General features: G+C 55.1%; 23 protein-coding genes. 9 read left to right on the forward strand and 14 right to left on the reverse strand.

Annotated elements, in window-relative coordinates; genetic code table 11:
• Window positions 1-73: 73 nt before the first annotated feature.
• The 3 genes from K6958_RS00765 to K6958_RS00775 form a co-directional block, all read right to left on the reverse strand.
• Window positions 74-715 carry a glutathione S-transferase family protein gene (locus tag K6958_RS00765; RefSeq protein ID WP_249892900.1) on the reverse strand — a complete coding sequence of 214 codons (642 nt, stop codon included), beginning with the start codon at window positions 713-715 and terminating at the stop codon, window positions 74-76.
• 48 nt (window positions 716-763) lie between these two features.
• On the reverse strand, window positions 764-1,696 hold the full coding sequence (kdgK, locus tag K6958_RS00770; RefSeq protein ID WP_249892901.1) for a 2-dehydro-3-deoxygluconokinase: 933 nt from the start codon (window positions 1,694-1,696) through the stop codon (window positions 764-766).
• Between the two features lie 84 nt (window positions 1,697-1,780).
• The gene (locus tag K6958_RS00775; RefSeq protein ID WP_249892902.1) at window positions 1,781-1,984 is read right to left on the reverse strand and encodes a hypothetical protein; all 204 of its coding nucleotides are present in this window, start codon (window positions 1,982-1,984) and stop codon (window positions 1,781-1,783) included.
• Here K6958_RS00775 and pdeH point away from each other — a divergent pair.
• A complete protein-coding gene (pdeH, locus tag K6958_RS00780; protein ID WP_249892903.1) occupies window positions 1,961-2,740 on the forward strand; it encodes a cyclic-guanylate-specific phosphodiesterase in 780 nt (259 codons plus the stop codon). The genes K6958_RS00775 and pdeH overlap by 24 nt on opposite strands.
• A 53-nt stretch (window positions 2,741-2,793) precedes the next feature.
• On the forward strand, window positions 2,794-4,857 hold the full coding sequence (locus K6958_RS00785; RefSeq protein WP_249892904.1) for an AsmA family protein: 2,064 nt from the start codon (window positions 2,794-2,796) through the stop codon (window positions 4,855-4,857).
• Between the two features lie 986 nt (window positions 4,858-5,843).
• On the opposite strand, the gene K6958_RS00790 is transcribed toward K6958_RS00785, so the two are convergent.
• The 3 genes from K6958_RS00790 to K6958_RS00800 all read right to left on the reverse strand — a co-directional run bounded on the left by K6958_RS00790 (window position 5,844) and on the right by K6958_RS00800 (window position 9,416).
• A complete protein-coding gene (locus K6958_RS00790; protein WP_249892905.1) occupies window positions 5,844-7,175 on the reverse strand; it encodes an MFS transporter in 1,332 nt (443 codons plus the stop codon).
• A 282-nt stretch (window positions 7,176-7,457) separates the two neighbouring features.
• A complete protein-coding gene (gene yhjD, locus K6958_RS00795) occupies window positions 7,458-8,462 on the reverse strand; it encodes an inner membrane protein YhjD (protein WP_249892906.1) in 1,005 nt (334 codons plus the stop codon).
• Window positions 8,463-8,516: 54 nt separating this feature from the next.
• Window positions 8,517-9,416 carry a LysR family transcriptional regulator gene (locus K6958_RS00800; RefSeq protein WP_249892907.1) on the reverse strand — a complete coding sequence of 300 codons (900 nt, stop codon included), beginning with the start codon at window positions 9,414-9,416 and terminating at the stop codon, window positions 8,517-8,519.
• Window positions 9,417-9,531: 115 nt separating this feature from the next.
• Here K6958_RS00800 and K6958_RS00805 point away from each other — a divergent pair, with 115 nt between their 5' ends.
• Window positions 9,532-10,290 (forward strand): SDR family NAD(P)-dependent oxidoreductase, encoded by a 759-nt coding sequence (locus tag K6958_RS00805; RefSeq protein WP_249892908.1) that lies wholly within the window; start codon window positions 9,532-9,534, stop codon window positions 10,288-10,290.
• Between the two features lie 78 nt (window positions 10,291-10,368).
• Here K6958_RS00805 and K6958_RS00810 read toward each other — a convergent pair whose 3' ends face one another.
• Together K6958_RS00810 and K6958_RS00815 are read right to left on the reverse strand one after the other, a co-directional pair.
• The gene (locus tag K6958_RS00810; protein WP_249892909.1) at window positions 10,369-11,220 is read right to left on the reverse strand and encodes a PhzF family phenazine biosynthesis protein; all 852 of its coding nucleotides are present in this window, start codon (window positions 11,218-11,220) and stop codon (window positions 10,369-10,371) included.
• A gap of 245 nt (window positions 11,221-11,465) precedes the next feature.
• Window positions 11,466-11,678: a microcin H47 gene (locus K6958_RS00815; RefSeq protein ID WP_249892910.1), complete on the reverse strand. Its 213-nt coding sequence runs from the start codon at window positions 11,676-11,678 to the stop codon at window positions 11,466-11,468.
• 627 nt (window positions 11,679-12,305) lie between these two features.
• Here K6958_RS00815 and K6958_RS00820 point away from each other — a divergent pair.
• On the forward strand, window positions 12,306-12,929 hold the full coding sequence (locus tag K6958_RS00820) for a glutathione S-transferase family protein (RefSeq protein ID WP_249892911.1): 624 nt from the start codon (window positions 12,306-12,308) through the stop codon (window positions 12,927-12,929).
• Window positions 12,930-12,934: 5 nt separating this feature from the next.
• Here K6958_RS00820 and K6958_RS00825 read toward each other — a convergent pair whose 3' ends face one another.
• Window positions 12,935-14,392 (reverse strand): aminotransferase-like domain-containing protein, encoded by a 1,458-nt coding sequence (locus K6958_RS00825; RefSeq protein ID WP_249892912.1) that lies wholly within the window; start codon window positions 14,390-14,392, stop codon window positions 12,935-12,937.
• 134 nt (window positions 14,393-14,526) lie between these two features.
• Between K6958_RS00825 and K6958_RS00830 the strand changes: the two genes are divergently transcribed.
• Window positions 14,527-15,108, forward strand: coding sequence for a LysE family translocator (locus K6958_RS00830; protein WP_249892913.1), 582 nt, complete (start codon window positions 14,527-14,529; stop codon window positions 15,106-15,108).
• A 39-nt stretch (window positions 15,109-15,147) separates the two neighbouring features.
• On the opposite strand, the gene K6958_RS00835 is transcribed toward K6958_RS00830, so the two are convergent.
• Window positions 15,148-17,538: a phosphoketolase family protein gene (locus K6958_RS00835; protein ID WP_249892914.1), complete on the reverse strand. Its 2,391-nt coding sequence runs from the start codon at window positions 17,536-17,538 to the stop codon at window positions 15,148-15,150.
• Between the two features lie 148 nt (window positions 17,539-17,686).
• Here K6958_RS00835 and K6958_RS00840 point away from each other — a divergent pair, with 148 nt between their 5' ends.
• Window positions 17,687-18,988, forward strand: a complete 1,302-nt coding sequence (locus K6958_RS00840) for an SLC13 family permease (protein WP_249892915.1) — start codon at window positions 17,687-17,689, stop codon at window positions 18,986-18,988.
• A 155-nt stretch (window positions 18,989-19,143) separates the two neighbouring features.
• On the opposite strand, the gene mqo is transcribed toward K6958_RS00840, so the two are convergent.
• The 4 genes from mqo to K6958_RS00860 all read right to left on the reverse strand — a co-directional run bounded on the left by mqo (window position 19,144) and on the right by K6958_RS00860 (window position 22,353).
• Window positions 19,144-20,727 carry a malate dehydrogenase (quinone) gene (gene mqo / locus K6958_RS00845; RefSeq protein ID WP_434085231.1) on the reverse strand — a complete coding sequence of 528 codons (1,584 nt, stop codon included), beginning with the start codon at window positions 20,725-20,727 and terminating at the stop codon, window positions 19,144-19,146.
• Between the two features lie 386 nt (window positions 20,728-21,113).
• A complete protein-coding gene (locus K6958_RS00850; protein WP_249892917.1) occupies window positions 21,114-21,509 on the reverse strand; it encodes a YgiW/YdeI family stress tolerance OB fold protein in 396 nt (131 codons plus the stop codon).
• A 35-nt stretch (window positions 21,510-21,544) separates the two neighbouring features.
• A complete protein-coding gene (locus K6958_RS00855) occupies window positions 21,545-21,940 on the reverse strand; it encodes a YgiW/YdeI family stress tolerance OB fold protein (protein WP_249892918.1) in 396 nt (131 codons plus the stop codon).
• 170 nt (window positions 21,941-22,110) lie between these two features.
• On the reverse strand, window positions 22,111-22,353 hold the full coding sequence (locus K6958_RS00860) for a DUF1158 family protein (protein WP_249892919.1): 243 nt from the start codon (window positions 22,351-22,353) through the stop codon (window positions 22,111-22,113).
• A 306-nt stretch (window positions 22,354-22,659) separates the two neighbouring features.
• Here K6958_RS00860 and azuC point away from each other — a divergent pair, with 306 nt between their 5' ends.
• The 3 genes from azuC to K6958_RS00870 all read left to right on the forward strand — a co-directional run bounded on the left by azuC (window position 22,660) and on the right by K6958_RS00870 (window position 25,368).
• Window positions 22,660-22,737 carry a stress response protein AzuC gene (azuC, locus tag K6958_RS21345; protein ID WP_491562434.1) on the forward strand — a complete coding sequence of 26 codons (78 nt, stop codon included), beginning with the start codon at window positions 22,660-22,662 and terminating at the stop codon, window positions 22,735-22,737.
• A gap of 377 nt (window positions 22,738-23,114) precedes the next feature.
• On the forward strand, window positions 23,115-23,984 hold the full coding sequence (locus K6958_RS00865; protein ID WP_350355819.1) for an alpha/beta fold hydrolase: 870 nt from the start codon (window positions 23,115-23,117) through the stop codon (window positions 23,982-23,984).
• Window positions 23,977-25,368, forward strand: coding sequence for a hypothetical protein (locus K6958_RS00870; protein WP_249892921.1), 1,392 nt, complete (start codon window positions 23,977-23,979; stop codon window positions 25,366-25,368). The genes K6958_RS00865 and K6958_RS00870 overlap by 8 nt, the downstream gene beginning before the upstream one ends.
• Window positions 25,369-25,396 lie beyond the last annotated feature (28 nt).

Below are 25,396 nucleotides of genomic sequence, written 5' to 3' on the forward strand. Positions count from 1 at the left end.
AGCTGGCAGGGGCTGTTAACCGGCGCTCCAGCGCAACGAAGCGTTGAAGATGCCAGGTAACGCTTATCTGGGGTTACCAGTTACGCAGTTCGGCATAGGGCACCATCACATGCTCCTGATAAGCCGGACGCTGCGTTAAGCGCTGGTAATATTTTTCCAGCGCGGGTAAAGCGGGGCGCGCAATCTCCAGCGTGTAATAACGATATAGCAGCGTGCCGAACATAATATCCGCTACCGTCAGCCGATCGCCCGCCAGATAGTCGTGCTGCGTCAGTTGATGGTCAGCAATCTTTAGCAGATTCGTCAGATTATCCAGCGCGGCGGCAATCGCCTGCTCATCGCGATCTTCCGGCGCCCCCATAAACACCGGCCAGAAAATCGGGCGGATAAAACTCACGTACACGCTCGATTTTGCCCATTCCGCCCAGACATCAATCGCCGCTCGCGCCAGCGCCGATTGCGGCCAGAAGGCATCATCACCATAGCGGCCGGCAAGGTAGCGGACAATGGCGGCAGACTCAAACAGCGGCGGACTGCTATCATCGCAGAGTACCGGCACCAGACCGTTGGGGTTCATCGCCAAAAATTCCGGCGTATGATTACCGCCATATTTATGTCCGATGTCGATACGCTGGTAAGGCAGCCCCAGCTCGCCGATACACCACATCACAACCTGTACATTTGATGAAGTCTTACGTCCCCAAACTTTAAGCATTGCTTACTCTCCTGAGCGATAGCGGAAAGTACAGCATAGGCGCAGCGGTTAGCGCGGCATAGCGTTAAGCGGAATAATTGCGCCACGATGCTGGATAACGGTGCTGGCGGTCAGGTGTCCGCGCTGCGCCGCCTCCTGAGCATTGCCGCCGCACAGCCGCACCGCCAGATAACCGGCGCTAAACGAGTCGCCAGCTGCGGTGGTATCGATGATCTTTTCTTTCTCCAGGCGGATGGCCGGCACCTCCAACAGCGGCTCATCATTCAGCGCCACCAGGCACGCCTCGGCGCCACGCTTAATCACGATTTCGCTCACGCCGGCGGCGCGGGTACGGGCGATCACCTGTTCCACAGGCGCTTCGTCCCACAGCGCGCTTTCATCATCCAGCGTCAGGAAGGCGATATCGGTACAGTTCAGTATCGCCTGATACGCCTGCTGCGCCGCGTTACGGCTCGCCCAAAGGCGGGGACGATAATTGTTATCAAAGATGACTTTGCCGCCGTTAGCGCGACAGGCGGAGAGCAGCGTCATCAGCCGCTGACGATCTTCCGCCGACAGAATCGCCAGGCTGATGCCGCTGAGGTAGAGATAATCGAACTGCGCCAGCTGCTGGCAAATCGCCTCCGCCTGCGGGCTTTGCAGCCAGAATCGTGCGGCGGCTTCATTACGCCAGTAACTAAAGGTGCGCTCGCCGTGCGCGTCGGTTTCAATTACATACAGGCCGGGCAGGCGATTTTCCAGACGTTGTACCAGCTCGGTTTTAACCCCTTCCTGCTGCCACGCGGCCAGCATCTCGCTGCTGAAGTTATCGTTGCCCAGCGCGGTGACGTACTCTACCGTCAGCTGGTCAGCCTGCGTTTGACGCGCGATATAAACGGCTGTATTCAGCGTATCACCGCCAAAGCCGCGTTTTAGCGCCTCTCCCTGTGATGAAAGTTCAATCATGCACTCGCCGATTACCGCAATTTTTTTCCCTGCCATCCTAATCACCCCCGTAATGAAAGGCTTTAGTCTCCACCGAGCGCGGCGGCGAGTCAATATTTTAAAACAGCGTTTTAATTTAACTTAAGTGTTTAATTTGTTGAGATAAGCGGCGATAAAACGATAAATCCCCCCGTTATTGTCACGATTGAAAAGGTTACCTGCTGATAAAGTAGCTGGCTTCAACGCTGCGTTAGTCCTGGACATGTTACCAGCACGTCGCGATTGACTGAGGAACAGGGCCTGACCACCAGGATTACAATCATGATGATGAATAAAATCAGTCATCGGCTTCCCTCCTCAATTGTCATACAACAACATCAGGAACGGCGGCACTATTGGCTGGAATGCCAGCGTTTTTACACCTTTCAACCGATATATCAGGTTACGGGCCGCCTGATGGCAATTGAGCTGCTGACTGCGGTGTCGCATCCTTCTGCGCCGGGGCAGAAACAGTCGCCGGAACGTTATTTTGCTGCACTGGATATTTCTCAACGCTTATATGTCATTCAGGAACAGCTGGAGTTGCTAAGCCGCTGGGAACACTTTTTCGCCGAGTCCGGATGCGTGGCCTCGGTCAATATTGACGGGCCGGCGCTGCTGGCGATTCAGCACCATGCGCCGCTGCGCGCGCTGATTGCCCGACTGCCCTGGATCCGTTTTGAGCTGGTCGAGCATCATGTTTTGCCGCAGGAAGAAATGGTGGCGCAGATGCCGGAGCTGGGCGCGCTGTGGCTGGATGACTTCGGTTCCGGTATGGCGAATTTCTCAGCCCTGACGGAGCTCAGTTACGACCACATCAAGCTGGCGCGCGAGCTGTTTCTGCTGTTGCGTAATAGCGAAGAGGGCCGCAGCCTGTTTACTACGCTACTGGCGCTGATAAATCGCTACTGCAAAGGCGTGATTGTCGAAGGGGTAGAAACCGCCGAGCAGTGGGAGCAGGTGCGCAATTCGTCCGCTTTTGCCGCCCAGGGCTACTTCTTTGCGCGCCCGCAGCCTTTTGATGCGTTGGTTAACCTGCCGTTTCAGCTTCCAGGATGCTGATTTGCTTCCTCTCTACTATCTTTACCAAATAGCTTGCAGGTAAGGAGACGGAGATGTCACGCGCAGGAAAAATTACCAGCTGGGTGATTGGGATTTTTTGTTTGCTGGTTGTGGTGTTGGTGGTTGTCATCGCAACCTTCAACTGGAATCGCCTGAAACCAACCATCAACCAGAAAGTCTCAACGGAGCTGAACCGGCCTTTCGCTATTCGCGGCGACCTTGGCGTTAACTGGTCGCGCAACCGTGATGAACAGGGCTGGCGCCGTTGGGTGCCCTGGCCGCAAATTCATGCGGAAGATATTATGCTGGGCAACCCGCCCGATATTCCTGAAGTGACGATGGTGCACCTCCAGCGCGCCGATGCCACTATTTCACCGCTGGCGCTGTTGCACAAAGAGATCTTTATTCCCTGGATCAAGCTGCAACAGCCGGACGCCAGACTGATCCAGACCGCCAATAAAAAGAACAACTGGACCTTCGATCTGGCTAACAGCGACCAGCCGGAAACGGAGCCGTCGCCGCCTTCTGCCTGGTCATTCCGTCTGGATAATATTCAGTTTGACCGCGCGCATATCGCTTATCGCGATGCGGTCAATAAAGCCAATGTCAAAATGGAAGTGGATCCGTTGGGCAAACCGGTGCCGTATGGTCAGGTTGTCGGCGGCGATGATAAGCAGAAGGGCGCGGCGGATTTCATCTTCGGCTGGCGCGCCAGCGGAACCTGGAACGATCAGCAGCTGGATGGCCGCGGCAAACTGGGCGGCATGCTTTCGCTACGCAGTAAAAACACGCCGTTCCCGATCCAGGCGGAAGTACGCAATGGCACCACGCGCGTGGGAATTACCGGCAGCCTGCAGGATCCGCTGAACCTGGGCGGCCTGGATCTGCGCGTGCGATTCTCCGGCGATACGCTGGCTAACCTGTACGATTTAACCGGCGTCCTGCTGCCGGATACGCCGCCATATGAAACTGACGGTCATCTCAAAGTGAAGTTCCGCGAAAAAGGCGATGCCGTTTATCACTACGAGAATTTTAATGGTCATATCGGCGATAGCGATATTCATGGCACGCTGACCTATACGCAGGGTAAACCGCGACCGAAGCTGAGCGGCGAAGTGGTGTCACGCCAGCTGCGCATGGCGGATTTGGGGCCGCTGATCGGGGTAGATTCTGCTAAAGAGAGCGATAAGAGCACGCGCGCCGAGGCGCAACGTAGCGAAAGCAGCAATCAGCCCACCGATCGCGTCCTGCCCCACGATCGTTTTGATACTAAAAACTGGGACGTAATGGATGCCGACGTGAAGTTTAGCGGCAAGCGCATTGAACACAGTAATTCATTGCCGTTAAGCGACCTGTATACCCATCTGGAACTAAAGGACGGCGACCTGCTACTGGATCCGCTGCGTTTTGGCATTGCGGGCGGCAATATCAACTCAACGATTCGTCTGGAGGGCAGTAAGTCGCCGATGCGCGGCCGTGCCGATCTGCATGCGCGTCGGCTGCATCTGCGTCAGCTTTTCCCGGACGTAGAGGCGATGCGCAGCAGCATGGGCGAACTGAACGGCGATGCGAAGCTGAGCGGCACCGGCAACTCGGTCGCGGATTTGCTGGCCACCAGTAACGGCGATCTGAAGCTGTTGATGAATGACGGCGTCATCAGCCGTAGCCTGATGGAAATTGTCGGCCTGAATGTGGGCAATTACGTGGTGGGCAAACTGTTTGGCGATGACGAAGTACGTATCAACTGCGCGGCGGCTAACCTGGACGTGCGTAACGGCGTGGCCTCGTCACGGCTGTTTGTTTTCGATACCACTAATGCGGTCGTTAATCTCTCCGGTAACGTTAACTTCGCCAATGAGCGGATGGATCTGTCGATCAACCCAGAAAGTAAAGGCGTGCGTATCGTGACGCTGCGTTCACCGCTTTATGTACGCGGCACCTTTAAAAACCCGGATGCGGGCGTGAAGACCGGGCCGCTGTTAGCGCGCGGCGCGGCGGCGGTAGCGTTAGGTACGGTGCTGACGCCAGCGGCGGCGCTGCTGGCGTTAATCTCGCCCAGCGATAATGAAGATAACCAGTGCGTTAACGTGCTACAGCAGATGAAAGAGCAGAAGTAATCTTTTGCCTGGCTGAAGACTGACATAAGTTGATAAAACCCGTATTCAAATTTGAATACGGGTTTTTTTATTTTGTCGGATAAGTTTATATCTGGTCTGCGCTGCTGTGCATAAAATGACTGCTGCAACATCAATGGCGTTTCACGTCGACAACAAATGGTCGATAGCGGCAATACCATCCAATTCCATTTGATAGAAATTTAAGTGAGCCAATTGCTCGTTTATTTGGAGAAGGAATTCAATTATGAGAGTGCTAAATAATGAAAGCGTCACTAAAGTTTTCGGCGCGGGCGCTAATTCGGGATCTGAAAACGTTGGAATGAACAGGCATTCCGGGAAAGGCAGTCAGGGCCGTAACAATGGTGGCTCAGTTCCCAATACTCCTCAGAACTGCGTGGGATGGAATATTTTTGGTGGATTGATAGCAGGCTCGGTCGGTGGAGCGCCGGGAGTAGTGGCTGGGTCAATTGGCGGTGCGGTTGTAGGTATGGGAACTTGTTTTAACGATAACGGCGCTAACAACGGCTCGGGGTCTCACGGGTCTGATTCTAACTGCTCCGGCAATGATTGCTCTTGGTGAATTATGTGGCCTCCCTATACAACGATTAGAGCGAAAATCATAATCTCGTTCCTGTATCCTGTAGTGCTGTTTTACACGCTGCATCATTGCTCTATATTTTTCATGGCAGAAAACACAGCTGTGGCAGATTATTTTGTTGCATTATTGGCTGCATTTGGCACGAGAAGCTTGTTATTAACGATTTATAAGCTAATTATATGGTATCGCAACTAACTTTATTTTGAAAAGAGAGCTTAACCAATATGTTGTTAGCTCCATTCGTGCGCTTTATAAAGTGGCTGCGGGAAAAACTGTTTAGATACGCTAGTGAAGACAATTGGTCAATCTGACGGGTTTAACCAAGATAATTAATCAAAAAAAGGCCGCAGCATGGGTTTGCTGCGGCCTGTATCTAAACCAGCAAAAATTACGCTTCGTACAGTGTTTGATGGCGCGTCTCTTTGCAGGCGATCAGCGCAACCAGCGTCAGCAGCGCCATCGCCGCCAGATAGAGGCCGACGGCGAACAGCCCGTAATTGGCATTAAGCCAGGCGGCGATATAGGGCGCCACCGAGGCGCCGAGAATCGACGACAAATTGTAAGAGAACGATGCGCCGGTATAACGCACTTCGGTCGGGAACAGCTCCGGCAGCAGCGCGCCCATCGGGCCAAATGTCAGCCCCATAATGCTCAGGCCGATCAGCAGGAACAGCATCATCATCGTCTGGCTACCGGAGGCCATCAGTGACGGAAACAGCAGCGCAAACACCAGAATCCCCAGCGTAATGACGATCATGGTTTTACGACGGCCAAAGCGGTCAGCCAGCAGACCGGCAATCGGCACCATCACACCGAAACCAATTACCGCCACCATCAGCATCCACAGCAGACTATTTCGCGAGAAGCCAAGACCGGCAGGCACCGGCGCAGTGCCGTAGCTCATTGAGTAAACAGTCATAATATAAAACAACGTGTAGGTCGCCAGCATGATAAAGGTGCCGAGGATCGTTGCGCCCAGATGTTTGGTCAGCAGCGTACCGATGGGGATGCGCACCTGCTTTTTCTCTTTTTGCACTTTCGCGAATACCGGGCTTTCATGCAGCGAGACGCGGACATAAAGACCGATAATCACCAGCACCGCCGACAGTACGAACGGCACACGCCAGCCCCAGTTCATAAACTGCTCGTCGGTTAACAGCCAGGAGAGCAGCAGGAAGGTACCGTTGGCGAAGAAGAAACCAATCGGCGCGCCGAGCTGTGGAAAGGAACCATACAACGCGCGTTTTTTCGCCGGGGCGTTTTCCGTCGCCAGCAGCGCCGCGCCGCCCCATTCGCCGCCCAGCCCCAGACCCTGACCGAAGCGCGCCAGCGCCAGCAGCAGCGGCGCAAAGACGCCAATAGTGTCATAGCCGGGCAGCAGGCCGATCACCACCGTAGAGATGCCCATGGTTAACAGCGAGGCGACCAGCGTCGCTTTACGACCGACGCGATCGCCGAAATGACCAAAGAGCGCCGAACCGATGGGGCGGGCGACAAAAGCGATGGCGAAGGTGGCCAGCGACTGTAGCGTAGCCACCGTTGCGTCACCCTGCGGGAAGAAAATATGCGGGAAAACAATCACTGCGGCGGTGGCGTAAATATAAAAATCGAAGAATTCGATAGCGGTGCCCACCAGCGACGCAATAACCACTTTACTGCGTGAATTAACCTGAGCGTTGTCGTTCTCGGTATCGATTGTTGGAGCGATGGATGCTTGCATAATTGTTTCTTATTTTTAAGTCGTGTCGAGGAATCTTACGCACTGGCTCTAACGCGTTCAATGGTGAAAAGCCGCGTCACGGCTGGCTTCGACGGGCGAAAAGTGAATAATTTTTAACAATAAAGCTTTATCGGCGGATGGCAGGGCGAACGGCCTTTTTTCTGGCGGGAATCACTGCAAAACAGGGAAATAAAAGTGAGGGGTTAGTTATTCATGCTGGCTATCGGTTAAAGATTGCGCGCAACGCGGCATTTTCATCTGCGACGCCGCGTCGCGCGTGGGCTATTTTTTCCGGCGTAGCTCCAGTTTCGGGTCATCTTTATAATTAGCGGTCGCGATCCAGGCGGCACAAAACAGCGTCAGGCGCGCAAAGAAGTAGAAAAATGCCATCAGGCCCAGCACCGAACCAAAGGCCGCGCCGGAAGGCGAGGCGGCCAGCTTCGGCAGTGTCATGGTCATGATAAATTTAATCACTTCAAAACCGATTGCCGCCAGCAGCGTACCGCGCAGTAACGCTCGTTTATGGGGGCGATGGCGCGGCAGGATCCAGAAAATCCACAGGAACAGCAGATAATTAGCGAAGATCGAAATCGATAACGCAATCAGCGTCATCGCCGGCCGCAGCCATTCAATATCTTGTAGCCCCAGCGCCCGCACAATCGCATCCTGCGCCGAACCGGCGATAGAAGTCAGCGACAGGGTAATAATTAACGCTACCACTAGTCCGGTCAGGGAAATGAGATCGCGGGTATATTTGAAATAGATCTTTTCTTTGTCCTGCTTACCGCGCTCAAACACGTCGCGCGACTGGGCGCGAATCGCTTCACGCAGGTTACCCATCCAGTTGAGGCCGGAATAAAGCGCAACCAGCAGGCCGGTAATGCCCACCGTGGTGCGCTGCTGAACGGCGGTCTGGACAGTATTTTTTAACGTACTGGCTAAGGTGGGATCGCTGATGCTGTTGACAATGCGTTCAATTAGCTCGTTCAGCAGCGTGGGATGCGACGCCAGCACAAAGCCCACCGCCGCGAAAGAGACCATCAGGATCGGAATCAGCGATAAAAACGAGAAATAGGTAATCGCCGCGCCGAACTGGCTGCCGAGGCGATCGGTAAAGCGTTCCCCGGCGCGAATAAAGTGCGCCACTGCCGGAATGGCCTGGAACCAGCTTACAAAACGCGACACGCGGGTAATCGAACGGTCAACCGTCGCGTTGCCCGTCTTGATATTAATCAGGGGTTTCTCTTCTGCTTGTTCGGCAGGAGGCGTGGGGTTTTTGTCCGTCATCAACCGGAATCATCCTTATGTTTAGGGCTTTAGCTTGTCATTATAGCCGCGCTGTTACGTTACGTAGCCTTTCAACAGCTGCGTTAGCCATTCCATAAAGACCCTGACCCGCTGCGCCAGATTACGACGGTGCGGCCAAAGCAGCGATAGCGGCATCGGACGCGCGCGGAAGCCAGGTAGCACTTCTACCAGCTGCTGATTTTCCAGCAGCGGCTGAATGCCGTGGCGCGGCGCCTGGATAATGCCCAGCCCGGCAAGACAGGCGTGACGATAAGCCTGCGTCGAGTTCACCGTCAGCGCGCCGCCGGTCTGGATAAAGTGGCTGCGCTGACCGTCATAATATTCAAAGCCCGCCGGCGCGCCGCCAAACTGCTGACTGTAATGCACCATTGCATGTTGCGAAAGCGCTTCCAGCCGCAGCGGCATACCAAAACGCATCAGATAGCCGGGGCTGGCGCAGTTCGCCATTTGCAACAGGCCCAGCGTTCGGCTTATCAGGCCAGAATCCTGCAGCTGGCCCACGCGCACCACGCAGTCAAAGCCTTCCCGAATCACATCCACCTGCCGATCGCTGCTGCTGAGTTCCAGCTCCAGGCCCGGATAATGCTGTAGAAACTGCGGCAACTGGGGAATAACAATATCGGTCGCCAGTGCGACCGGCATATCCACTCGCAGGCGTCCGCTTAGGGTGGCCGGCTCTTTCTGAAACAGGGTATCCATTTCATCCAGCGTCGCCAGTACGTCGCGGCAGCGTTCATAATAGGCCAGACCGTCCTGAGTAAGCTGTACGCGGCGGGTGGTACGGTGTAGCAGCCGCGTTCCCAGCTGGTCTTCCAGCGCCTGCACCTGACGCGACAAACTGCCTTTTGGCTGGCCGAGACTCTCCGCCGCGCGGGTAAAACTTTCCATCTCTGCGACCGTAACAAACACCTTCATTGCATGAATTTTATCCATTTATGCACCGTTTGTTGCTAAAAATGAAACAGTGAAGCGTTACAAACCTGGTTTATCGCGATTGATGTTTTCAATATGCTCTATTTTTAAGCAATGTAAAGGCAGGAGAAGCATTATGAGCGATAAAATCGTATTAATAACCGGCGGCAGCCGTGGGTTAGGGCGTAATGCAGCGCTAAAGCTGGCGGAAAAGGGCATTGATGTGATCATTACCTGGCGTCAACAGCAGCAGGAAGCGGAAAACGTAGTGGAAGAGATCCGCGCTCTGGGTCGGCGTGCCGCAGCATTACAGTTGGACGTAGCCGAAGTCAGCAGCTTCGCGGATTTTACCGAACGGTTGCAGCAGACGCTGCGTACCCACTGGCAGCGCGCGCGCTTTGATTATCTGTTTAATAATGCTGGCATCGGCATGTATAACTCTTTTGCTGAAACCAGCGAGCAACAGTTCGATACGCTGATGCTGACCCACTTTAAGGGCCCTTTCTTTCTGACCCAGCGCCTGTTGCCGTTGATTAATGACGGCGGCCGCATTCTGAATGTCTCCAGCGGGCTGGCGCGCTTTAGCCCACCGGGCTATGCGGCCTATGCCTCAATGAAAGGCGCGATGGAAGTACTGACGCGCTATCAGGCGCGTGAACTGGGGCCGCGCGGGATTGCCGTTAATATTCTGGCGCCCGGGGCGATTGAAACTGATTTTGGCGGCGGCTCGGTGCGTGATAATCCTGAAGTTAACGCCTGGGTCGCAGCGCAAACTGCCATGGGACGTGCCGGTCAGCCGGATGATATCGGCCGCGCTGTCGCTGCGCTGCTTAGCGAGGATACCGGCTGGATCACCGCACAGCGTATTGAGGCGTCGGGCGGCATGTTTCTGTAAGCCTTAACGGGCGCGCCGGACCATCCGGCTGCCGGTATAGCAGGCCGGGCGGAGCATTTCCGCGCCGGCCGCAGGGCGTTAAACCGTTAAGGTACCGTCAATAAGGGTAACGGCTTTGCCGCCGATCCAGATGCCATCATCGCGATAGTGAACGGAAACCAGGCCGTTGCGTTGAATAGCGCTACCCTGACGCGCCAGGTAATCATGCGGGCGGCCCTGCACCGCCAGATAGCGCGCCAGGCAGGCATTGGCGCTGCCGGTAACTGGATCTTCCGTTAACGCGCCCTGTTCCACCAGCAGCCCGCGCACCTCATACTGTACCTGGCCGTCGTTGGCCGGGCCAAACGGCATCAGGCCGTTCACGCCGGCATCCTGCAACAGCTGCGCCAGACGCGGCACATCAGGAACGATATCCAGCACCGCCTGTGCCGAGGCCATCGGCACCAGCAGCCAACGAATGCCCATATCGACAATCGTTACCGCCTGCTGCATATCAAACGCTTCGCTGTTAAGGGCGGCGGCGATACCCGGATGCTCCCAGCCGGTCAGGGTCGCTTCCGGCGCGGAGAAGGCTAAATCGCCGTTAGCCGCTATGGTAACCGGCACCAGGCCTACGCCGCACTCCTGCACGATACGGCCCGGCGTCTTAACCTGATGGCCTGCTTCCAGTAGCGCGTGCGCTGTGCCCAGCGTGGGATGACCGGCAAACGGCAGTTCGCCTTCAATGGTAAAAATGCGTACCCGATAATCCGCGTCAGGGTGCTGCGGCGGCAGCACAAAAGTGGTTTCGGAAAGGTGCGTCCAGCGGGCGATCGCCTGCATTTGCGCATCGCTCAGCTCGCTGGCGGCCAGGATCACCGCCAGCGGATTGCCACAGAAAGCTGTATTGCTGAAAACATCGACCTGCTTAAAAGGAAGTTTGTTTGCCATAACCATCCCCACGTTGATCCAGAAAATGGATTACTAGCCTGTTTACATTGCCAACGTCAATCTTTAGATCGCTTTGCGCCTGGTTACTGGCCCCCGCTCGACCTTCTTACGGATGGGTTATTTGTTGCAGGAGTGGACTAATTATCTATAATGGGAAGGTTACGCTAATTACTTCTATAAGTGGCAAATATATTTTTTGCCGCTTAAATATTTAATTTATTGAACGGAGGAAAGCAGAGCATTAACTAAAATCTGAATAAAGGCCCGTTACTATTAATCATTCCTATACCTGTATAAATCCCTGCTAAAGCGGCACCGCTAACCATTCCCCATGGCCCAAAATATATGCCAGCTAAAGCCCCTGTAATCATGGATGCGCCAATATTATTAGCGGGTGAGGCAGGAGCGCCTCTCGCTCCAGATATTTTATCTAATACATTGAGAGAGATTTCTTTCATTTTACTTCCTTATGTGGTGTGTTTTTTTTGTTATTTGCTTTTTATAAAAAAATTAATAATTAATATTGTTATGTATTTTACGCCGAAGAATACCATCACAATAATTATAACATCCCATATGTGTTGGTGACTGCCATCATACATGATTTTCAATGAAGAGAGATGAGCCAGTAAGATACTGAAGCATAATCCCACTATGTTGGACACAGCGCTTTTTGTTAGCTTTTCCATCTTTTCCCCAATGCTTAATTATGGCGTGGCATGAGTATTATAGCGTGAGTTTTCAGGTAATAAGACTAACTCTCATATGATCGAATCGTTTATTTCTATTTTATGAAAATCATCATCACTTTCGCTAAAAAATAAAACTTTCTTATATAAAGGCAATAAAGATTTTGAACATAATAGTTTAACCTGTCTCGTGTTCGCTCAGGTCAACGTCTGGCGAGGGCATGCGGATACCGATAGAAAAGCGTCAGACAATAAGCCTCAACGTTTCATCCAGGTTTTGCGCACGGCGACGGCGTAACGACGACAGAAAATGGATTACTAGCCTGTTTACATTGCCAACGTCAACGGCGGCAACTATGAATAAGAGTAACCGTATAAAAATTCAGGGCTGAATTGATGCTGACAATTTTAGGACGCGCCTCCTCTATTAACGTACGCAAAGTGCTTTGGCTGTGCGATGAGCTCTCCCTGCCGTACCAGCGCGAGGAGTGGGGGGAGGGATTCAGATCAACGCACGAGGCGCGTTTTCTGGCGCTGAATCCTAATGCGATGATACCGGTGATCAAAGATGAAGAGTTTGTGCTGTGGGAGTCGAACACTATTATTCGCTACCTGGCCAATGCTTACCAGGGCGAATGGCTCTATCCCACCGCGCCGCGCGCGCGCGCGTTGGTTGATCGCTGGATTGACTGGCAGGCCACTGAACTGAATACCGCCTGGCGCTACGCCTTTATGGCGCTAGTGCGACAGTCGCCCGCCCATCAAAACGAACGGTTGCTGGCTGCCGCCTGTAAAGGCTGGACCTATACCATGGGCATTCTCAATCAGCAGCTGGAAAAAACCGGACGTTATATTGCGGGCGATCGCTTCAGCCTGGCGGATATTCCTATCGGCCTGTCGGTTAACCGCTGGTATGAAACCCCGCTTGAGCATGCGGATTACCCCGCTATTCGCGCCTACTATGAGCGACTGACCGCCAGAGCAGGCTACGTAACATGGGGGCGCAACGGCATCCCCTGACGGCCTTACGCCAGCGCGCCGGCGGGTAGCTTGCTTATTTCACACGCCAGCGCGCCCGCGCGACTGATGGCGTAGCGATAACGGTCGTCAAAGGGATAGCAGCAGGAGAGCCGCACCGCATGGTTAGCACGATCGCTTAGCGTGTAAAGCGCGCCGGGCGTCAGGCAGATTTTTTCCTGTAGCAGCTGATGAAACAGCTCCTCAGTATCAATGTTGTCCGGCAGCGTTATCCAGAAAACAAAGCCGCCCTGCGGCCGCGTGGCGCGGGTGCCAACCGGAAAATGCTGCGCAATTAACGCTCGCGCTTCATCCAGGTTCGCCGCATAGCGACGGCGCAGCGATCGCAGATGGCGATCGTAGCCGCCGGTTGCCAGAAACTGCGCCAGCGTCTCGCACAGCAGCGCCGATTCCGCCATGGAAGAGAAGGCTTTCAGCCGGGCGATCGCTTTACTGTAGCGGCCTGCCGCCATCCAGCCGATACGAAAATCCGGCGCTACGGTTTTGGTAAAGCTGGTGCAATAAATTATCCAGCCGTCGCGATCGAACGCTTTTACCGTTGGCAGCTGCGGCTCGCGGAACTGCAGCTCATCGTATAAGCCATCCTCAATCAGCGGCACCTGCCAATGGTTCATCAACGCCGCCAGCCGCTTTTTATTTTCCGGCGTCATGCTGCAGCCTAACGGATTTTGCAGGCCCGGCATGGCGATCAGCGCCTGAATGCGTCCTTCCTGCAACACCATCTCCAGCGCATCCAGCGACAGGCCGGTTTGCGGATCGGTGGGAATTTCCAGCGTCTTCAGGCCCAGGCTGGAGAGCAGCGGAAACAGGAAAAAATAGGTCGGCGTTTCCAGGCCAACGCAATCTCCCGGCCGCGTTGTGGCGCGCAGCGCCAGCTGTAGCGCTTCCATACAACCGTGCGTCAGCGTAATCGCTTCGGCCGTCAGCTTCATACCCATATAGCTGGCGCGCCGCGCGATCTCTTTACGTAAGCTCTCGCTACCTGGCGGCAGCGCATAACGTCCGATAATTTGCGGATGGCGGCGTAGCAGCGAGGCGGTAATGCGCGCCAGCCTGGCGGTAGGATAGAAATCGCCGTCGCGTGGGCAGGCCAGGGAGATATTGATATAGTCGGGGTGATTTTGCGCCGCGAACACCGTATCGATCAGATCCAGCTTAGCCTGCCCCGGCGTGCTGACGGTGGCCTGGTAGCTCAGACTTTTTTCCGGCGCGGGCAGCATACTGCGCACGTAATAACCGGACTGCGGACGCGATTCAATCAGCCCGCGATCTTCCAGCACGCGCCAGGCGCTAAGCACGGTATTAATGCTTACCTGCTGCGCCATCGCTACGCGGCGAATAGCGGGTAAACGGCTGCCCGGTAGCCAGGTACCGTCATGAATTGCGCTGGCGAAATTATCCGCCAGCTGCTGGTAACGCCGAGGTTCGCTGAGATCGATGGACACAGTTGCTCCCGGAAAGTATGGATACAGTGTTATAAGAGGCAGGTTGTACCCATCACAATACTCTTTTGCTGTCTCTGTTACCATTCTGTCGCGCTGCATAACATAAAGCTTCTGTTCTTAAGCCGGAGCTTGCCATGATCGATCCCTCTTTTTTCAGCTATGTCACCGTTATGTCGATAACGCCAGGGCCTAACAATCTGTTACTGGCGACCTCCGGCGTGAACTTTGGTTTGCGACGCACGTTGCCGATGGTCGGCGGCTTTATACTGGGTTGTCTGGTGCAACTGCTGCTGCTGGCCATGGCGCTTGATCTGCTGCTGGGCTGGATGGAAGAGATCCGCAAGCCGCTAACGCTGCTGGGCTGCGGCTGGATGCTGTGGTTGTCGTGGAAAATCTGGCGTTCGGCGGCGCCGACGCTCCAGGCCAAAGCGAGGCCGATGACCACGCTGGGCGGCGCGCTGTTTCAGGCGGTTAATCCAAAGGCCTGGCTGATGGTCAGCAACGTGGCGCTGCTCTATATCGCCGATAATGGACTGGTCACCGTACTGACGGGGTATGCGCTGTTGAATCTGCCCTGTATTTTGCTCTGGGCCTTTCTTGGGGAGCGCCTGCGCGTTCTGTTGACGGTAGAGTGGAAGCGTCGTCTGTTTAACAGCGTGATGGCCAGCTCGCTGGCGCTGACGGCGCTGTGGATGCTGTATGAGGTATGGCGTTAAGGGAATAAAGCGGCCTCGAGCAGGAGGCCGCCAGGCGGGTTATTCCGGCGCGTCGCTGCTGCCCTGCTGCGATGGCCATTTCCAGTTGCGCACTTCCGGCAGATCTTCGCCATATTCACGCACGTGACGATGGTGTCCAGCGATTTTCTCCGCCAGCTCATCAAGAATAGTGTCCGCCTTGCCCGCCAGCGACGGGATACGCAGTATCGCTTCCTGCGCCAGGTGATAGCGGTCCAGCTCATTCATTACCGTCATATCGAACGGCGTGGTGGTTGTGCCTTCTTCCATAAAGCCGCGGACGTGGAAGTTATGATGGTTGTTACGCTGATAGGCCAGCCGGTGCACCAGACTGGGATAGCCGTGGAACGCGAATATCACCGGTTTGTCACGGGTAAATATCTGGTCAAACTGATCGTCTTCCATACCGTGCGGATGTTGATCCTTAGTTTGCAACGCCATCAAATCCACTACGTTAACGACGCGCACTTTCAGTTCCGGCAGGTAAGTTTTGAGCAGATCCACCGCCGCCAGGGTTTCCATCGTCGGCACATCGCCCGCGCAGGCCATCACTACATCCGGCTCGTCGCCCGGCTGTTCGGTGCCTGCCCACGGCCAAATCCCTAACCCTGCTTCACAGTGCGCAATCGCCTGATCCATGGTCAGCCACTGCGGCTCCGGCTGTTTACCGGCCACGATAACGTTAATGCGGTCCCAGGTTTTCAGACAGTGATCCCCTACCCACAGCAGCGTATTGGCATCAGGCGGCAGATAGATACGCACAATATCCGCCTTTTTGTTGGCAACGTGGTCCATAAAGCCAGGATCCTGATGGCTGTAGCCGTTATGGTCCTGACGCCAGACGTGCGATGAGAGCAGGTAGTTAAGCGAGGAAACCGGCTCGCGCCACGGCAGCTTGCGCGTCACCTTCAGCCATTTCGCATGCTGGTTAAACATCGAATCGATGATATGAATAAAGGCTTCGTAGCAGTTAAACAGGCCATGGCGTCCGGTCAGCAGATAGCCTTCCAGCCAGCCCTGGCACTGATGCTCGCTCAGGATCTCCATCACCCGGCCATCACGCGCCAGCTGCTCATCATAAGGCTTCACCTCTTCCATCCAGGTGCGATTGGTAACATCAAACACGTCGCTCAGACGGTTAGAGGCGGTTTCATCCGGGCCAAACAGACGGAAGTTATCTTTATTACGCTGGAAAATTGCGCGCAGATACTGCCCCAGCACCTCGGTAGACTGCACCTGCTTTTCGCCCGGCGTGGTGACATCTACGGCGAACTCGCGAATATCAGGCGTATCCAGTTCGCGGCGCAGTCGTCCGCCGTTGGCGTAAGGTGAGGCGCCCATGCGTTTTTCGCCCTGCGGCGCCAGCGCGCGCAGTTCCGGCTTCAGCTTGCCCTGCTCATCAAACAGATCGTCCGGCTGATAGCTGCGCATCCACTGCTCAAGGATTTGGCGATGTTGGTCATTCTCACGACAGGAAGAGACCGGCACCTGATGCGCACGCCAGAAATCTTCGACCTTTTTGCCATCTACCGTTTTCGGGCCGGTCCAGCCTTTCGGGCTGCGCAGAATAATCATCGGCCAGCGCGGGATGCTCTCCTGCGCTTCGCCGCTACGGCCGCGCTGCTGATACTCGCGAATCTTATCGCAGGCCTTATCCAGCGTTTCAGCCATCTGCCGGTGCATTTTTTCCGGCTCGTCCCCGCAAACAAACAGCGGCTCATAGCCGTAGCCGCTGAACAGTTGATGCAAATCCTCATCGCTGCTGCGTCCAAGCAGCGTCGGGTTGGCAATCTTGTAGCCGTTAAGATGCAGGATCGGCAGCACCGCGCCGTCGCGAGCGGCGTTAAGGAATTTGATGCCGTGCCAGCTGGAAGAGAGCGGGCCGGTTTCCGCTTCGCCGTCGCCAATTACGCAGGCGGCGATCAGGTTGGGATAGTCGAATACCGCGCCAAAAGCGTGCGACAGCGAGTAACCCAGTTCGCCGCCTTCGTTAATCGAGCCAGGCGTTTCCGGCGCAGCGTGGCTGGGAATGCCGCCGGGAAAAGAGAACTGCTTAAACAGCCGCTGCATACCGGTCGCGTCCTCGCTTACCTGCGGATAGATCTCGCTGTAGCTGCCTTCCAGCCAGGTGTTCGCCACCATGCCCGGCCCGCCGTGGCCCGGCCCGCAGATGTAAATCATATCCAGGTCGCGATGGCGGATAAGGCGGTTAAGGTGCGCATAGATAAAATTCAGGCCGGGCGTGGTACCCCAGTGGCCGAGCAGACGCGGTTTAATATGTTCGGGCTGTAACGGCTCACGCAGCAGCGGGTTGTTCATTAAATAGATTTGGCCCACTGATAAATAGTTAGCGGCGCGCCAGTAGCGATCGAGCAATTTTAGTTCTTCCTGAGTATCTGGTGCATTCGTCATGCTTTTCCTCCGGTGACGTCAATCACAATTTCGGGCAGGGAGCGCTTTACCCGGGTGAAATGAAACTCAATACTCTTTAACCCTACTAGAAGAAAACTTAATCAGCCAAAAAACAGGCTTTTTAGACATGCTGGCAAGGAGCGGTGCTGTGTTTACCTCTGATGTTCATCTGTGGCTGACCGCGCTGGTGGTTACAGTCACTATCCTGCTATGGGCCAGCGCGCGCCTGCCGGAATTTATTACCGCACTACTGTTTTTTGCCGCCGCCATGCTGTTGCATATCGCGCCAGCGGCCAGCGTGTTTGGCGGCTTCGCCTCTTCGGCTTTCTGGCTGGTGCTCAGCGGTTTTATTCTTGGCGTGGCGATCCGCAAAGTTGGCCTGGCCGATCGGCTGGCGCACGTGTTGGCGCCGCGCTTAAGCGCCAGCTGGCCGCGGATGGTGGGCGGAACGATCATTATCAGCTATCTGCTGGCGTTTATTATGCCTTCCAATATGGGCCGCATAGCGCTGTTGATGCCGGTGGTCGGCGCGCTGGCGAAACAGGCTGGTCTAAAAGAGGGCAGCCGCGGCTGGGTGGGCCTGGCGCTGGCGGTGGGCTTTGGCACCTTCCAGCTTTCCGCCAGCATTCTGCCGGCTAATGTGCCCAATCTGGTGATGAGCGGGGCGGCGGAAACCGCTTACCATCTGCATCTGGGCTATATGCCGTGGCTGTTTTTACAGGCACCTGTGGTGGGGTTGTTGAAAGGGGCGATATTAACGCTGTGCATCTGCTGGCTGTTTCCGGCGCGACCGCAGACGGTTACGCGCGGCGCGCCCTTGCCGACGCTTAGCCGGGAAGAGTGGCGGCTGATTATTCTGTTGCTGCTGACGCTGATCCTGTGGATGACCGACAGCCAGCATGGTATTTCACCCGCCTGGATCGGCCTGTGCGCCGCCTGTTTTTGTTTGTTGCCGCGCGTCGGCTTTATCTCCAGCGAGGCGTTCGCCAGCGGAGTCAACTTCCGCACTTGTTTGTATGTGGCGGCTATTTTGGGCGTGACGGCGGTGGTGGTGGATTCCGGCCTGGGTCATCTCATCGCTCAGGGGCTGCTGCGCATTACACCGCTCGATCCTGCCACGCCCTTTGTTAATTTTGTCTCGCTAAGCGCCCTGACCAGCGCGCTGAATTTTGTGGTGACCGCCAACGGCGTTCCGGCGATGTTTACGCCGATGGCGCAGAGTTTCGCCGACGCCTCCGGTTTCCCATTAGGCAGCGTTATTATGCTGCAGGTGCTGGCGTACGCGACGCCGCTATTGCCCTATCAGGCCTCGCCGATCGTACTGGCGATGGCATTAGGCAATGTGTCGGCGCGCGACGGCCTCCGGCTATGTCTGCTGGTGGCGCTGATCGGTCTGGTGCTGTTGTTGCCGCTTTATTACGGCTGGTTTCTGCTGTTGGGATATTTGTAACGGCTGGCAAGGTTCCTCCTGCTGCCGCTGGGCTGCCTGGACGAAAAAGTCCAGCGATAAACCGCAGATGGCATAGCTAAGGTGGGCAAAAAAACAGGCGGCATTGCCGCCTGCTGATCTTGCTGTCAGGTTCAGCCTGACGGCTGCGTTCAGGCTTATTTATGGGCCGCGATGACAGCGTGAGAGGCTTCGTCGTTAGCGGCGGCTGGCGTCATCGGCGCATAATCCAGTTGCAGGATACGGCTGGTTTCCGCCAGCTCATGCTCGGTTGCACTGATATTGCCGTTCAGCTTCTGACCGTAAGATGGGATCATCTCTTTCAGCTTCGCCTGCCATTCTGGCGAGGCGAATCTATCTTTAAACACTTTCTGCATCAGGTTCACCATGATTGGCGCCGCGGTGGAAGCGCCCGGTGATGCGCCGAGCAGGGCAGAAACGGTGCCGTCCTGCGAGGTCACTACTTCCGTGCCCAGGCGCAGCACGCCGCCTTTTTCTGCATCTTTCTTGATGATCTGCACGCGCTGGCCAGCCTGAACCAGATGCCAGTCTTCTTTCTTCGCCTCCGGGAACCAGGCCTTCAGCGCCGTATAGCGATCGTCGTCGCTCAGCATCAGCTGGCTGACCAGATACTTCACCAGGTTAAAGTTATCCATTCCCACATGCACCATTGGCATAAGGTTGCTGGCGGTGATGGAACCGAACATATCCCACAGGGAGCCGGTTTTCAGAAACTTAGTTGAGAAGGTGGCGAACGGGCCAAACAGCAGAACCTGCTTGCCATCCAGCATGCGGGTATCCATATGCGGAACGGACATCGGCGGCGCGCCAACCGAGGCCTTCCCATATACTTTCGCCAGATGCTGCTTCACGACTTCCTGATTCTCCGTTACCAGGAAGGAGCCGCCCACCGGGAAACCGGCGTAGTTTTTCGCTTCCGGGATGCCGGTTTTTTGCAGCAGCGGCAGGGCCGCGCCGCCAGCGCCGATAAAGAGATACTTCGCGTTAACGATTTTCTCCGCGCCGTTATTCTTCAGATCGGCAATGACGACACGCCAGCTACCGTCGTCGTTACGCTTAATATCGCGCACTTCATGGCGGGTTTGCAGGCTAAAATTCGGGCTTTTTGCCAGCGAAGCGACCAGCTGACGCGTAATTTCGCCGAAGTTAACGTCAGTTCCGATATTGATGCGCGTGGCCGCCACTTTCTGCTGCGGATCGCGGCCTTTCATTACCAGCGGCACCCACTTCGCAATCTGCGCGTGGTCTTCTGAGTATTCCATGCCGCGGAACAGGGTGCTTTTCTGCAGCGCTTCATAACGTTTACGCAGGAAAGTAACGTTCTCTTCGCCCCAGGCAAAGCTCATATGCGGCGTCGTATTGATAAAACTGGGCGGGTCGTGCAGTACGCCTTTCTGTACCTGTGAGGCCCAGAATTGACGAGAGATCTGGAAGGCTTCGTTAATATCGATCGCTTTGTTGATGTCGATCGAACCCTCTTTTTCTGGCGTATAGTTCATTTCCGCCAGTGCGGAATGGCCAGTACCGGCGTTGTTCCAGCCGTTAGAGCTCTCTTCCGCGACGTTCTCCAGACGCTCTACCATTTTGATAGACCAGCCTGGTTCCAGCTCCTGAAGATAAGTCCCCAGGGTGGCGCTCATAATTCCCCCGCCGATGAGTAGTACATCGACGTCCTCTTTATCTTCTGCTACTGCATGCTTACTTAGGCCTAAAGCATTCATACACAGCGTCAGAAGTAATGCTGTTTTACGCATGAGGCGGCATCTCCGTCTGTTGATGGCTCAACAGATAATTGCAGGTGAAAGAGTCCAGCTTCTGCTAGGCGGGTTGCTCTCTTTCCACAACTAAAAGCGAACGAAATAACCCCACACAATGTGAAGGTTAACCACACGTTATAAGTGCGCTAAGGAATATAACATTCTCGCAATAAAATTGAATAATTTGTTTAAAATTTAAAAGTTGTTTGAATTTTAACCAAGCTGAAGCGGTTAGCCTCACACTTTTTGTGATAAAAAGGCCAGAAAAACGCAGAAGGCTTAACAAAAGGGATCCCAGGTAAGCGTTCCCTTACTTTTTGCGGTAAGGGAACGAAAAATCGCGAGGGATTTTACAGCAGGTGCAACTTCTTCACGTCAATCAACAGAGTTTTGCCGTGGCGCAACAGGGTACCGTTAACCGAGATCAAATCGTCCGGTTTTACTTCCTGACCCTGCCAGACGCCATCGTCAATTTGTAACTGTACGGTGCCGGAGCGATCGCGCAGTTCCCAGGTTTTTTTACCGGTCTGGCGGATAATATTGCCCTGCAAGGTTACCCAGGTGCCGGTAGAAAGCTGCGCTAGCTGATGGGTGGCGGTCAGCTGTTGATTATCCGTGACCGCGCGGTAGCCATCTTTCTGATCTTCCGGCGGCGGCGCTTTGCCGTCTGGATTAAAGCCGCCATCGGCGGCCAGAGCCGGAGCGGCAAACAGAGCTGCCAGGCATAACGTCAGGATTTTATTCATCGCCTTCTCCTGCGGTTATCAGTAGCGCTGCGCTATCAGGGATCGCCCAACTGTTGCACATCAATCCAGCGACGCTCACCATCCTGACGAACACGACCGTTCATACGCACCTGATCTTTGGCATCATAGGTTTTGCCTGCCCAGACTTTTTCCGGGATAACCAGGTCAATGGTTTGATCACCATGACCGCGTAGCTGATAGCGGTTATCGCCTTTTTGCTTAATGATATAGCCTTCAACCGTTACCCAGGCGCCATCTCGCATGGTTTTTACCAGTTCCAAAGGCGCTGAGGTGGTATCTTCGGTTCCTTTATAGCCGCTATCCTGATTGGTCGGCGGCGCTTCGCCGCTTTTATAGCCGCCGTTATCCTCGGCAAAGGCTGGCAGCGTGAAAAGGGCGATCAGGGCTGCAATAGTCAACTTTTTAGCCATACATTCTCCTTAATAACTGTCCGTTCGGGCCAGGCGAAAAACGCCTTTGCTGACTATAAGCCTGGCACAGTCTGGTGAAGTCGGGAGGAAAACGGCGTACGGCCGCCTTGATATTGCACAACTTTAGGAAAACAGGTCGTTACGTAAGGCTGAACGGTGCGCGGCAGGAATTAGACTTTACCGAAACGACGCCAGAGAAAACGCAGCACAAAAAATTCCATTGTTCCCAGTACCAGAAACCACAGGCACAGCACAAAAGTATAAAACTGATTCAGGTCGCTAAAATGAAACAGCGACATCATGCGGGCAGTCAGCTCCGGGCCTGGAGAAGGCGCGGGCAGCAGCAGCGCAGACAGAAAGCCCAGGAGCAAAATACTCATCGGAGCAAGCCAATTTTCAAACGTGGATTTCATAAGGTTCAGGACGGCAAAGAAACGAGAAGAGTATTGTCGGTGAATCCGCGTATGGGTTCAACGTTTAGCGGCCTGCCCGCACGGTGGCGAGAGCGTTAGCTGGTATTGATGCTAATTCAATAGCTTACCCTCTGCTTTTTTAACAAAAATGTTAAGAAACCTGGGCTCGTTTATCTTTTGTTTAAGTTTTGCTTTGCATAATCGCCGCGAATTTTGTGATCTGCTTCAAAAAAAGTTGCTGCAAAAAAGCGCGGTCGCTATAATTTTCGTTGTTTTTTTCAACAGAAGTTAAGCAGGTCATTTGTTATGAAAAAGTTCTTCCGGTATGTGTTTCACGCTTACGTTGAAACCTTTAAGCACGTACCGCCCGGCGCACTGAACTAACGGCGCCGCCGCACCGAAACCCTCGATAACCGCGGCCAGGGAACGACCGATGGTTATCAAACCCTGCTTTTATCTCTCTCCTGCGTTTATTTTACTTGCGCTCTTCCTGGTTAAACGCTGGCTCACGCCTGTTTATCGTACCCGCTTACCTTTTTGTTTCTCATCGCATTGCTCTGCCGGGTCTACGGCAATTTTCTTAAATCACCGTTGTTGCTAACCGCCGCACATTTTTATCAACCGTTGTTGTGAAGCGGCGCGGCAAACAAGGCGAAGCGCTATTTAGCGCCTAAACTTAGCGGGTATCCCTAACCTGAGAGCAGCTGATGAAGAGAGCAACCCGGAGACGCGGGCCGAATAACCGCACACTTCTTCTCGGTATGGCCGCAGCACTGGCCGGTACGGCGCTGTTTGTTAAGCAATGGCGCAAATGGCAGCAAACGCCGCCCGTGGGCATTCATAGTCATCAGGCGGGGCTGGCCGGGTATTATCAGCAGGTGGGGCCGTGGCGGATGTTCACTCGCGCCACGCCGGAGACCCGTCCCGGCTTGCCGGTGGTCCTGCTGCATGGCCTGGTGCTTTCCGGACGGGCGATGGAAGATTTAGCGCTGGCGCTGGGCTGGGAATATCGGGTGCTGGTGCCTGACCTGCCGGGCTTCGGCGGCAGCTCATTGCCGGTCTCGCAGCCGGTGCTCAATGTCGATCAGCTGGCAGAAGCGCTGTGGATGTGGATGCAGCAGAATCAGCTATCGCGCGCTATTTTCGTCGGCAACTCGATGGGTTGCCAGGTGCTGGCCGCACTGGCGGTTGCGCACCCTGAAGCGGTCGCCGGACTGGTGCTGCAAGGGCCGACCGTCGATCGCCATAACCGTTCGCTACTGCGCCAAATCTGGCTTGACTGGCGCAACGGTCGTCGGGAAGCGCATCGTTCGCCCGCTGCGCTCAGTCGAATCGATTATGCCAAGGCGGGCATCTGGCGCGCTATCGGTACCGTACGCGCCATGATGCGCGATCGCATTGAACAACGTTTGCCGCATATTAAAGCGCCTACGCTGGTAGTACGCGGCTCATACGATGTGGTTTCTCCCGCCCGCTGGGTGGCTGAAATGGTGGCGCTGCTGCCGCACGGCGAGCTGATGACCCTGCCGCAGGGTACCCATACGCTGCACTATGTTTATCCCTGGAGTTACAGCCGCGCTATACGGCCTTTTATCGCTCGCGTGCAGAAGGAACAGGAAAACCATGAGTAAACCGCCAAAAGGCATTGCCCGTTTTGACTCCGCTGCCGCGATGGTAATGGCGCTCAGCAATGCGTTACATCAGCGCCCTTTTAGCAGCCCCAGCCAGTCGCCGACGCTGGATCGCGTGTTGCCTGCCTTGAACAAGCTGCCTGAGCGCGTGCGCGAATGGGGCTACGCGCTTGGCGGCATGGCTGAAGGCATTTCGCTTAGCCAGGCGCAGCAGCTGGATATTGAAGGGATCGCGCGCTGGGTAGCGAATCAATATCCTCAGCAGCAATATCAGGCGGCGTTTGTCGGCTCCTCCAACGGCGCGATGGTGCATCTGGCGGCGGCGATGGGCGTGCCCTGGCTGCCGCAAACCTTTTTGTGTCCGGTACGTTCGCTACACAACGATCCGGATGATGCGCAAAAAGGTATGGCGGATGGCAAACCGATCACCGATGCGCTGCTGGCGGCCTCGCCGCATCTGGCGGTGCATCAAATGCAGGACCCGAATCAGGATCGATTGATGCTGGATCAGATGTCCTACTTCCGCCTGAAACACCGTAAGCTGCCGTTGGAATACCATGAGTTTTTATTAAGCGCACTGCCGCCGGGCGGCACGCTGGTGATCAATCACTGTACGCAGCAGTGGCCCGCCACACGCACCAGCGATCGCTCATTTTATCAGTTTGGCGCAGTGGGCGGCGCAACGGAGCAGGAATATTTTTCCGGTGGACCGCGCGTGATGGAATATTTGGCGCGCTGCGGTATCGAGCGGGAAAAATGGGAGCCGCCAGCGCCGGACACGACCGTACCGGAAGCGGAGTGGGGATTTGACGCGCATTTAATGGCCGAATTGAAAAAGCTGGCCAACAGCCAGAACTGGAAGCTGGTAGAACTGCGCTATGAAAATCCGGAGGCGCTAAGCTTTGTGACCGCCGAAATTTACCGCGACTGGTATCTGTCAGCTGGCGTTATCGCTTCACGCCTGGTGGTGGATAATTTTCTGTTAATGGACCCCTGGACCACCATGCAGCAGTATGCAGTTCCGTTCTGGCTAACGTTCTGCACTGAACCTTCCGCGAACAGTTTGCAGCGCTACCTCGATCGTCAGCCGCCGTTCCGTAATATTGATCTACTGTTGTTTTCTCACGGCACAGAAAGTATTGGTATGGCGTCGATTGAACGCTGGCAGCAATTGCTTAACTACGCCACGGATGAGGGTGCGTTTGTCGGTGTCGATACGGAACGTTATCCACGTGATTTCGCTACGTTAACGCGCTTCGATGAGGAGTTACGGCAGAGAGCGCCGCTATTGCCGCCGCCCGAGCCGCTAACAACAGAGAAATTTTTAGCGGGCGTACAGCGTTACGGAGAGAAATTTCAGGTGGAGTGTTTGCTGCATAACTAAACTCAGACGGGGCAGGGCCAGCAGCCAG

Origin of the sequence: Mixta hanseatica (genome assembly GCF_023517775.1) — a bacterium.
In the GTDB taxonomy this organism is placed as follows: Bacteria; Pseudomonadota; Gammaproteobacteria; order Enterobacterales; family Enterobacteriaceae; genus Mixta; species Mixta hanseatica.

Excerpts from the sequence above, each read along its gene's own strand:
- K6958_RS00815 (WP_249892910.1), bottom strand. The coding sequence starts at position 11,678 with ATGAAAGAAATCTCTCTCAATGTATTAGATAAAATATCTGGAGCGAGA.
- kdgK (WP_249892901.1), bottom strand. The coding sequence starts at position 1,696 with ATGGCAGGGAAAAAAATTGCGGTAATCGGCGAGTGCATGATTGAACTT.
- K6958_RS00850 (WP_249892917.1), bottom strand. The coding sequence starts at position 21,509 with ATGAATAAAATCCTGACGTTATGCCTGGCAGCTCTGTTTGCCGCTCCG.
- K6958_RS00820 (WP_249892911.1), top strand. The coding sequence starts at position 12,306 with ATGCTGACAATTTTAGGACGCGCCTCCTCTATTAACGTACGCAAAGTG.
- K6958_RS00805 (WP_249892908.1), top strand. The coding sequence starts at position 9,532 with ATGAGCGATAAAATCGTATTAATAACCGGCGGCAGCCGTGGGTTAGGG.
- K6958_RS00835 (WP_249892914.1), bottom strand. The coding sequence starts at position 17,538 with ATGACGAATGCACCAGATACTCAGGAAGAACTAAAATTGCTCGATCGC.
- K6958_RS00775 (WP_249892902.1), bottom strand. The coding sequence starts at position 1,984 with ATGACTGATTTTATTCATCATCATGATTGTAATCCTGGTGGTCAGGCC.
- K6958_RS00790 (WP_249892905.1), bottom strand. The coding sequence starts at position 7,175 with ATGCAAGCATCCATCGCTCCAACAATCGATACCGAGAACGACAACGCT.
- K6958_RS00860 (WP_249892919.1), bottom strand. The coding sequence starts at position 22,353 with ATGAAATCCACGTTTGAAAATTGGCTTGCTCCGATGAGTATTTTGCTC.
- K6958_RS00865 (WP_350355819.1), top strand. The coding sequence starts at position 23,115 with ATGGCCGCAGCACTGGCCGGTACGGCGCTGTTTGTTAAGCAATGGCGC.
- K6958_RS00810 (WP_249892909.1), bottom strand. The coding sequence starts at position 11,220 with ATGGCAAACAAACTTCCTTTTAAGCAGGTCGATGTTTTCAGCAATACA.
- K6958_RS00830 (WP_249892913.1), top strand. The coding sequence starts at position 14,527 with ATGATCGATCCCTCTTTTTTCAGCTATGTCACCGTTATGTCGATAACG.
- K6958_RS00800 (WP_249892907.1), bottom strand. The coding sequence starts at position 9,416 with ATGGATAAAATTCATGCAATGAAGGTGTTTGTTACGGTCGCAGAGATG.
- K6958_RS00870 (WP_249892921.1), top strand. The coding sequence starts at position 23,977 with ATGAGTAAACCGCCAAAAGGCATTGCCCGTTTTGACTCCGCTGCCGCG.
- azuC (WP_491562434.1), top strand. The coding sequence starts at position 22,660 with ATGAAAAAGTTCTTCCGGTATGTGTTTCACGCTTACGTTGAAACCTTT.
- yhjD (WP_249892906.1), bottom strand. The coding sequence starts at position 8,462 with ATGACGGACAAAAACCCCACGCCTCCTGCCGAACAAGCAGAAGAGAAA.
- K6958_RS00855 (WP_249892918.1), bottom strand. The coding sequence starts at position 21,940 with ATGGCTAAAAAGTTGACTATTGCAGCCCTGATCGCCCTTTTCACGCTG.
- pdeH (WP_249892903.1), top strand. The coding sequence starts at position 1,961 with ATGATGATGAATAAAATCAGTCATCGGCTTCCCTCCTCAATTGTCATA.
- mqo (WP_434085231.1), bottom strand. The coding sequence starts at position 20,727 with ATGAATGCTTTAGGCCTAAGTAAGCATGCAGTAGCAGAAGATAAAGAG.
- K6958_RS00785 (WP_249892904.1), top strand. The coding sequence starts at position 2,794 with ATGTCACGCGCAGGAAAAATTACCAGCTGGGTGATTGGGATTTTTTGT.
- K6958_RS00765 (WP_249892900.1), bottom strand. The coding sequence starts at position 715 with ATGCTTAAAGTTTGGGGACGTAAGACTTCATCAAATGTACAGGTTGTG.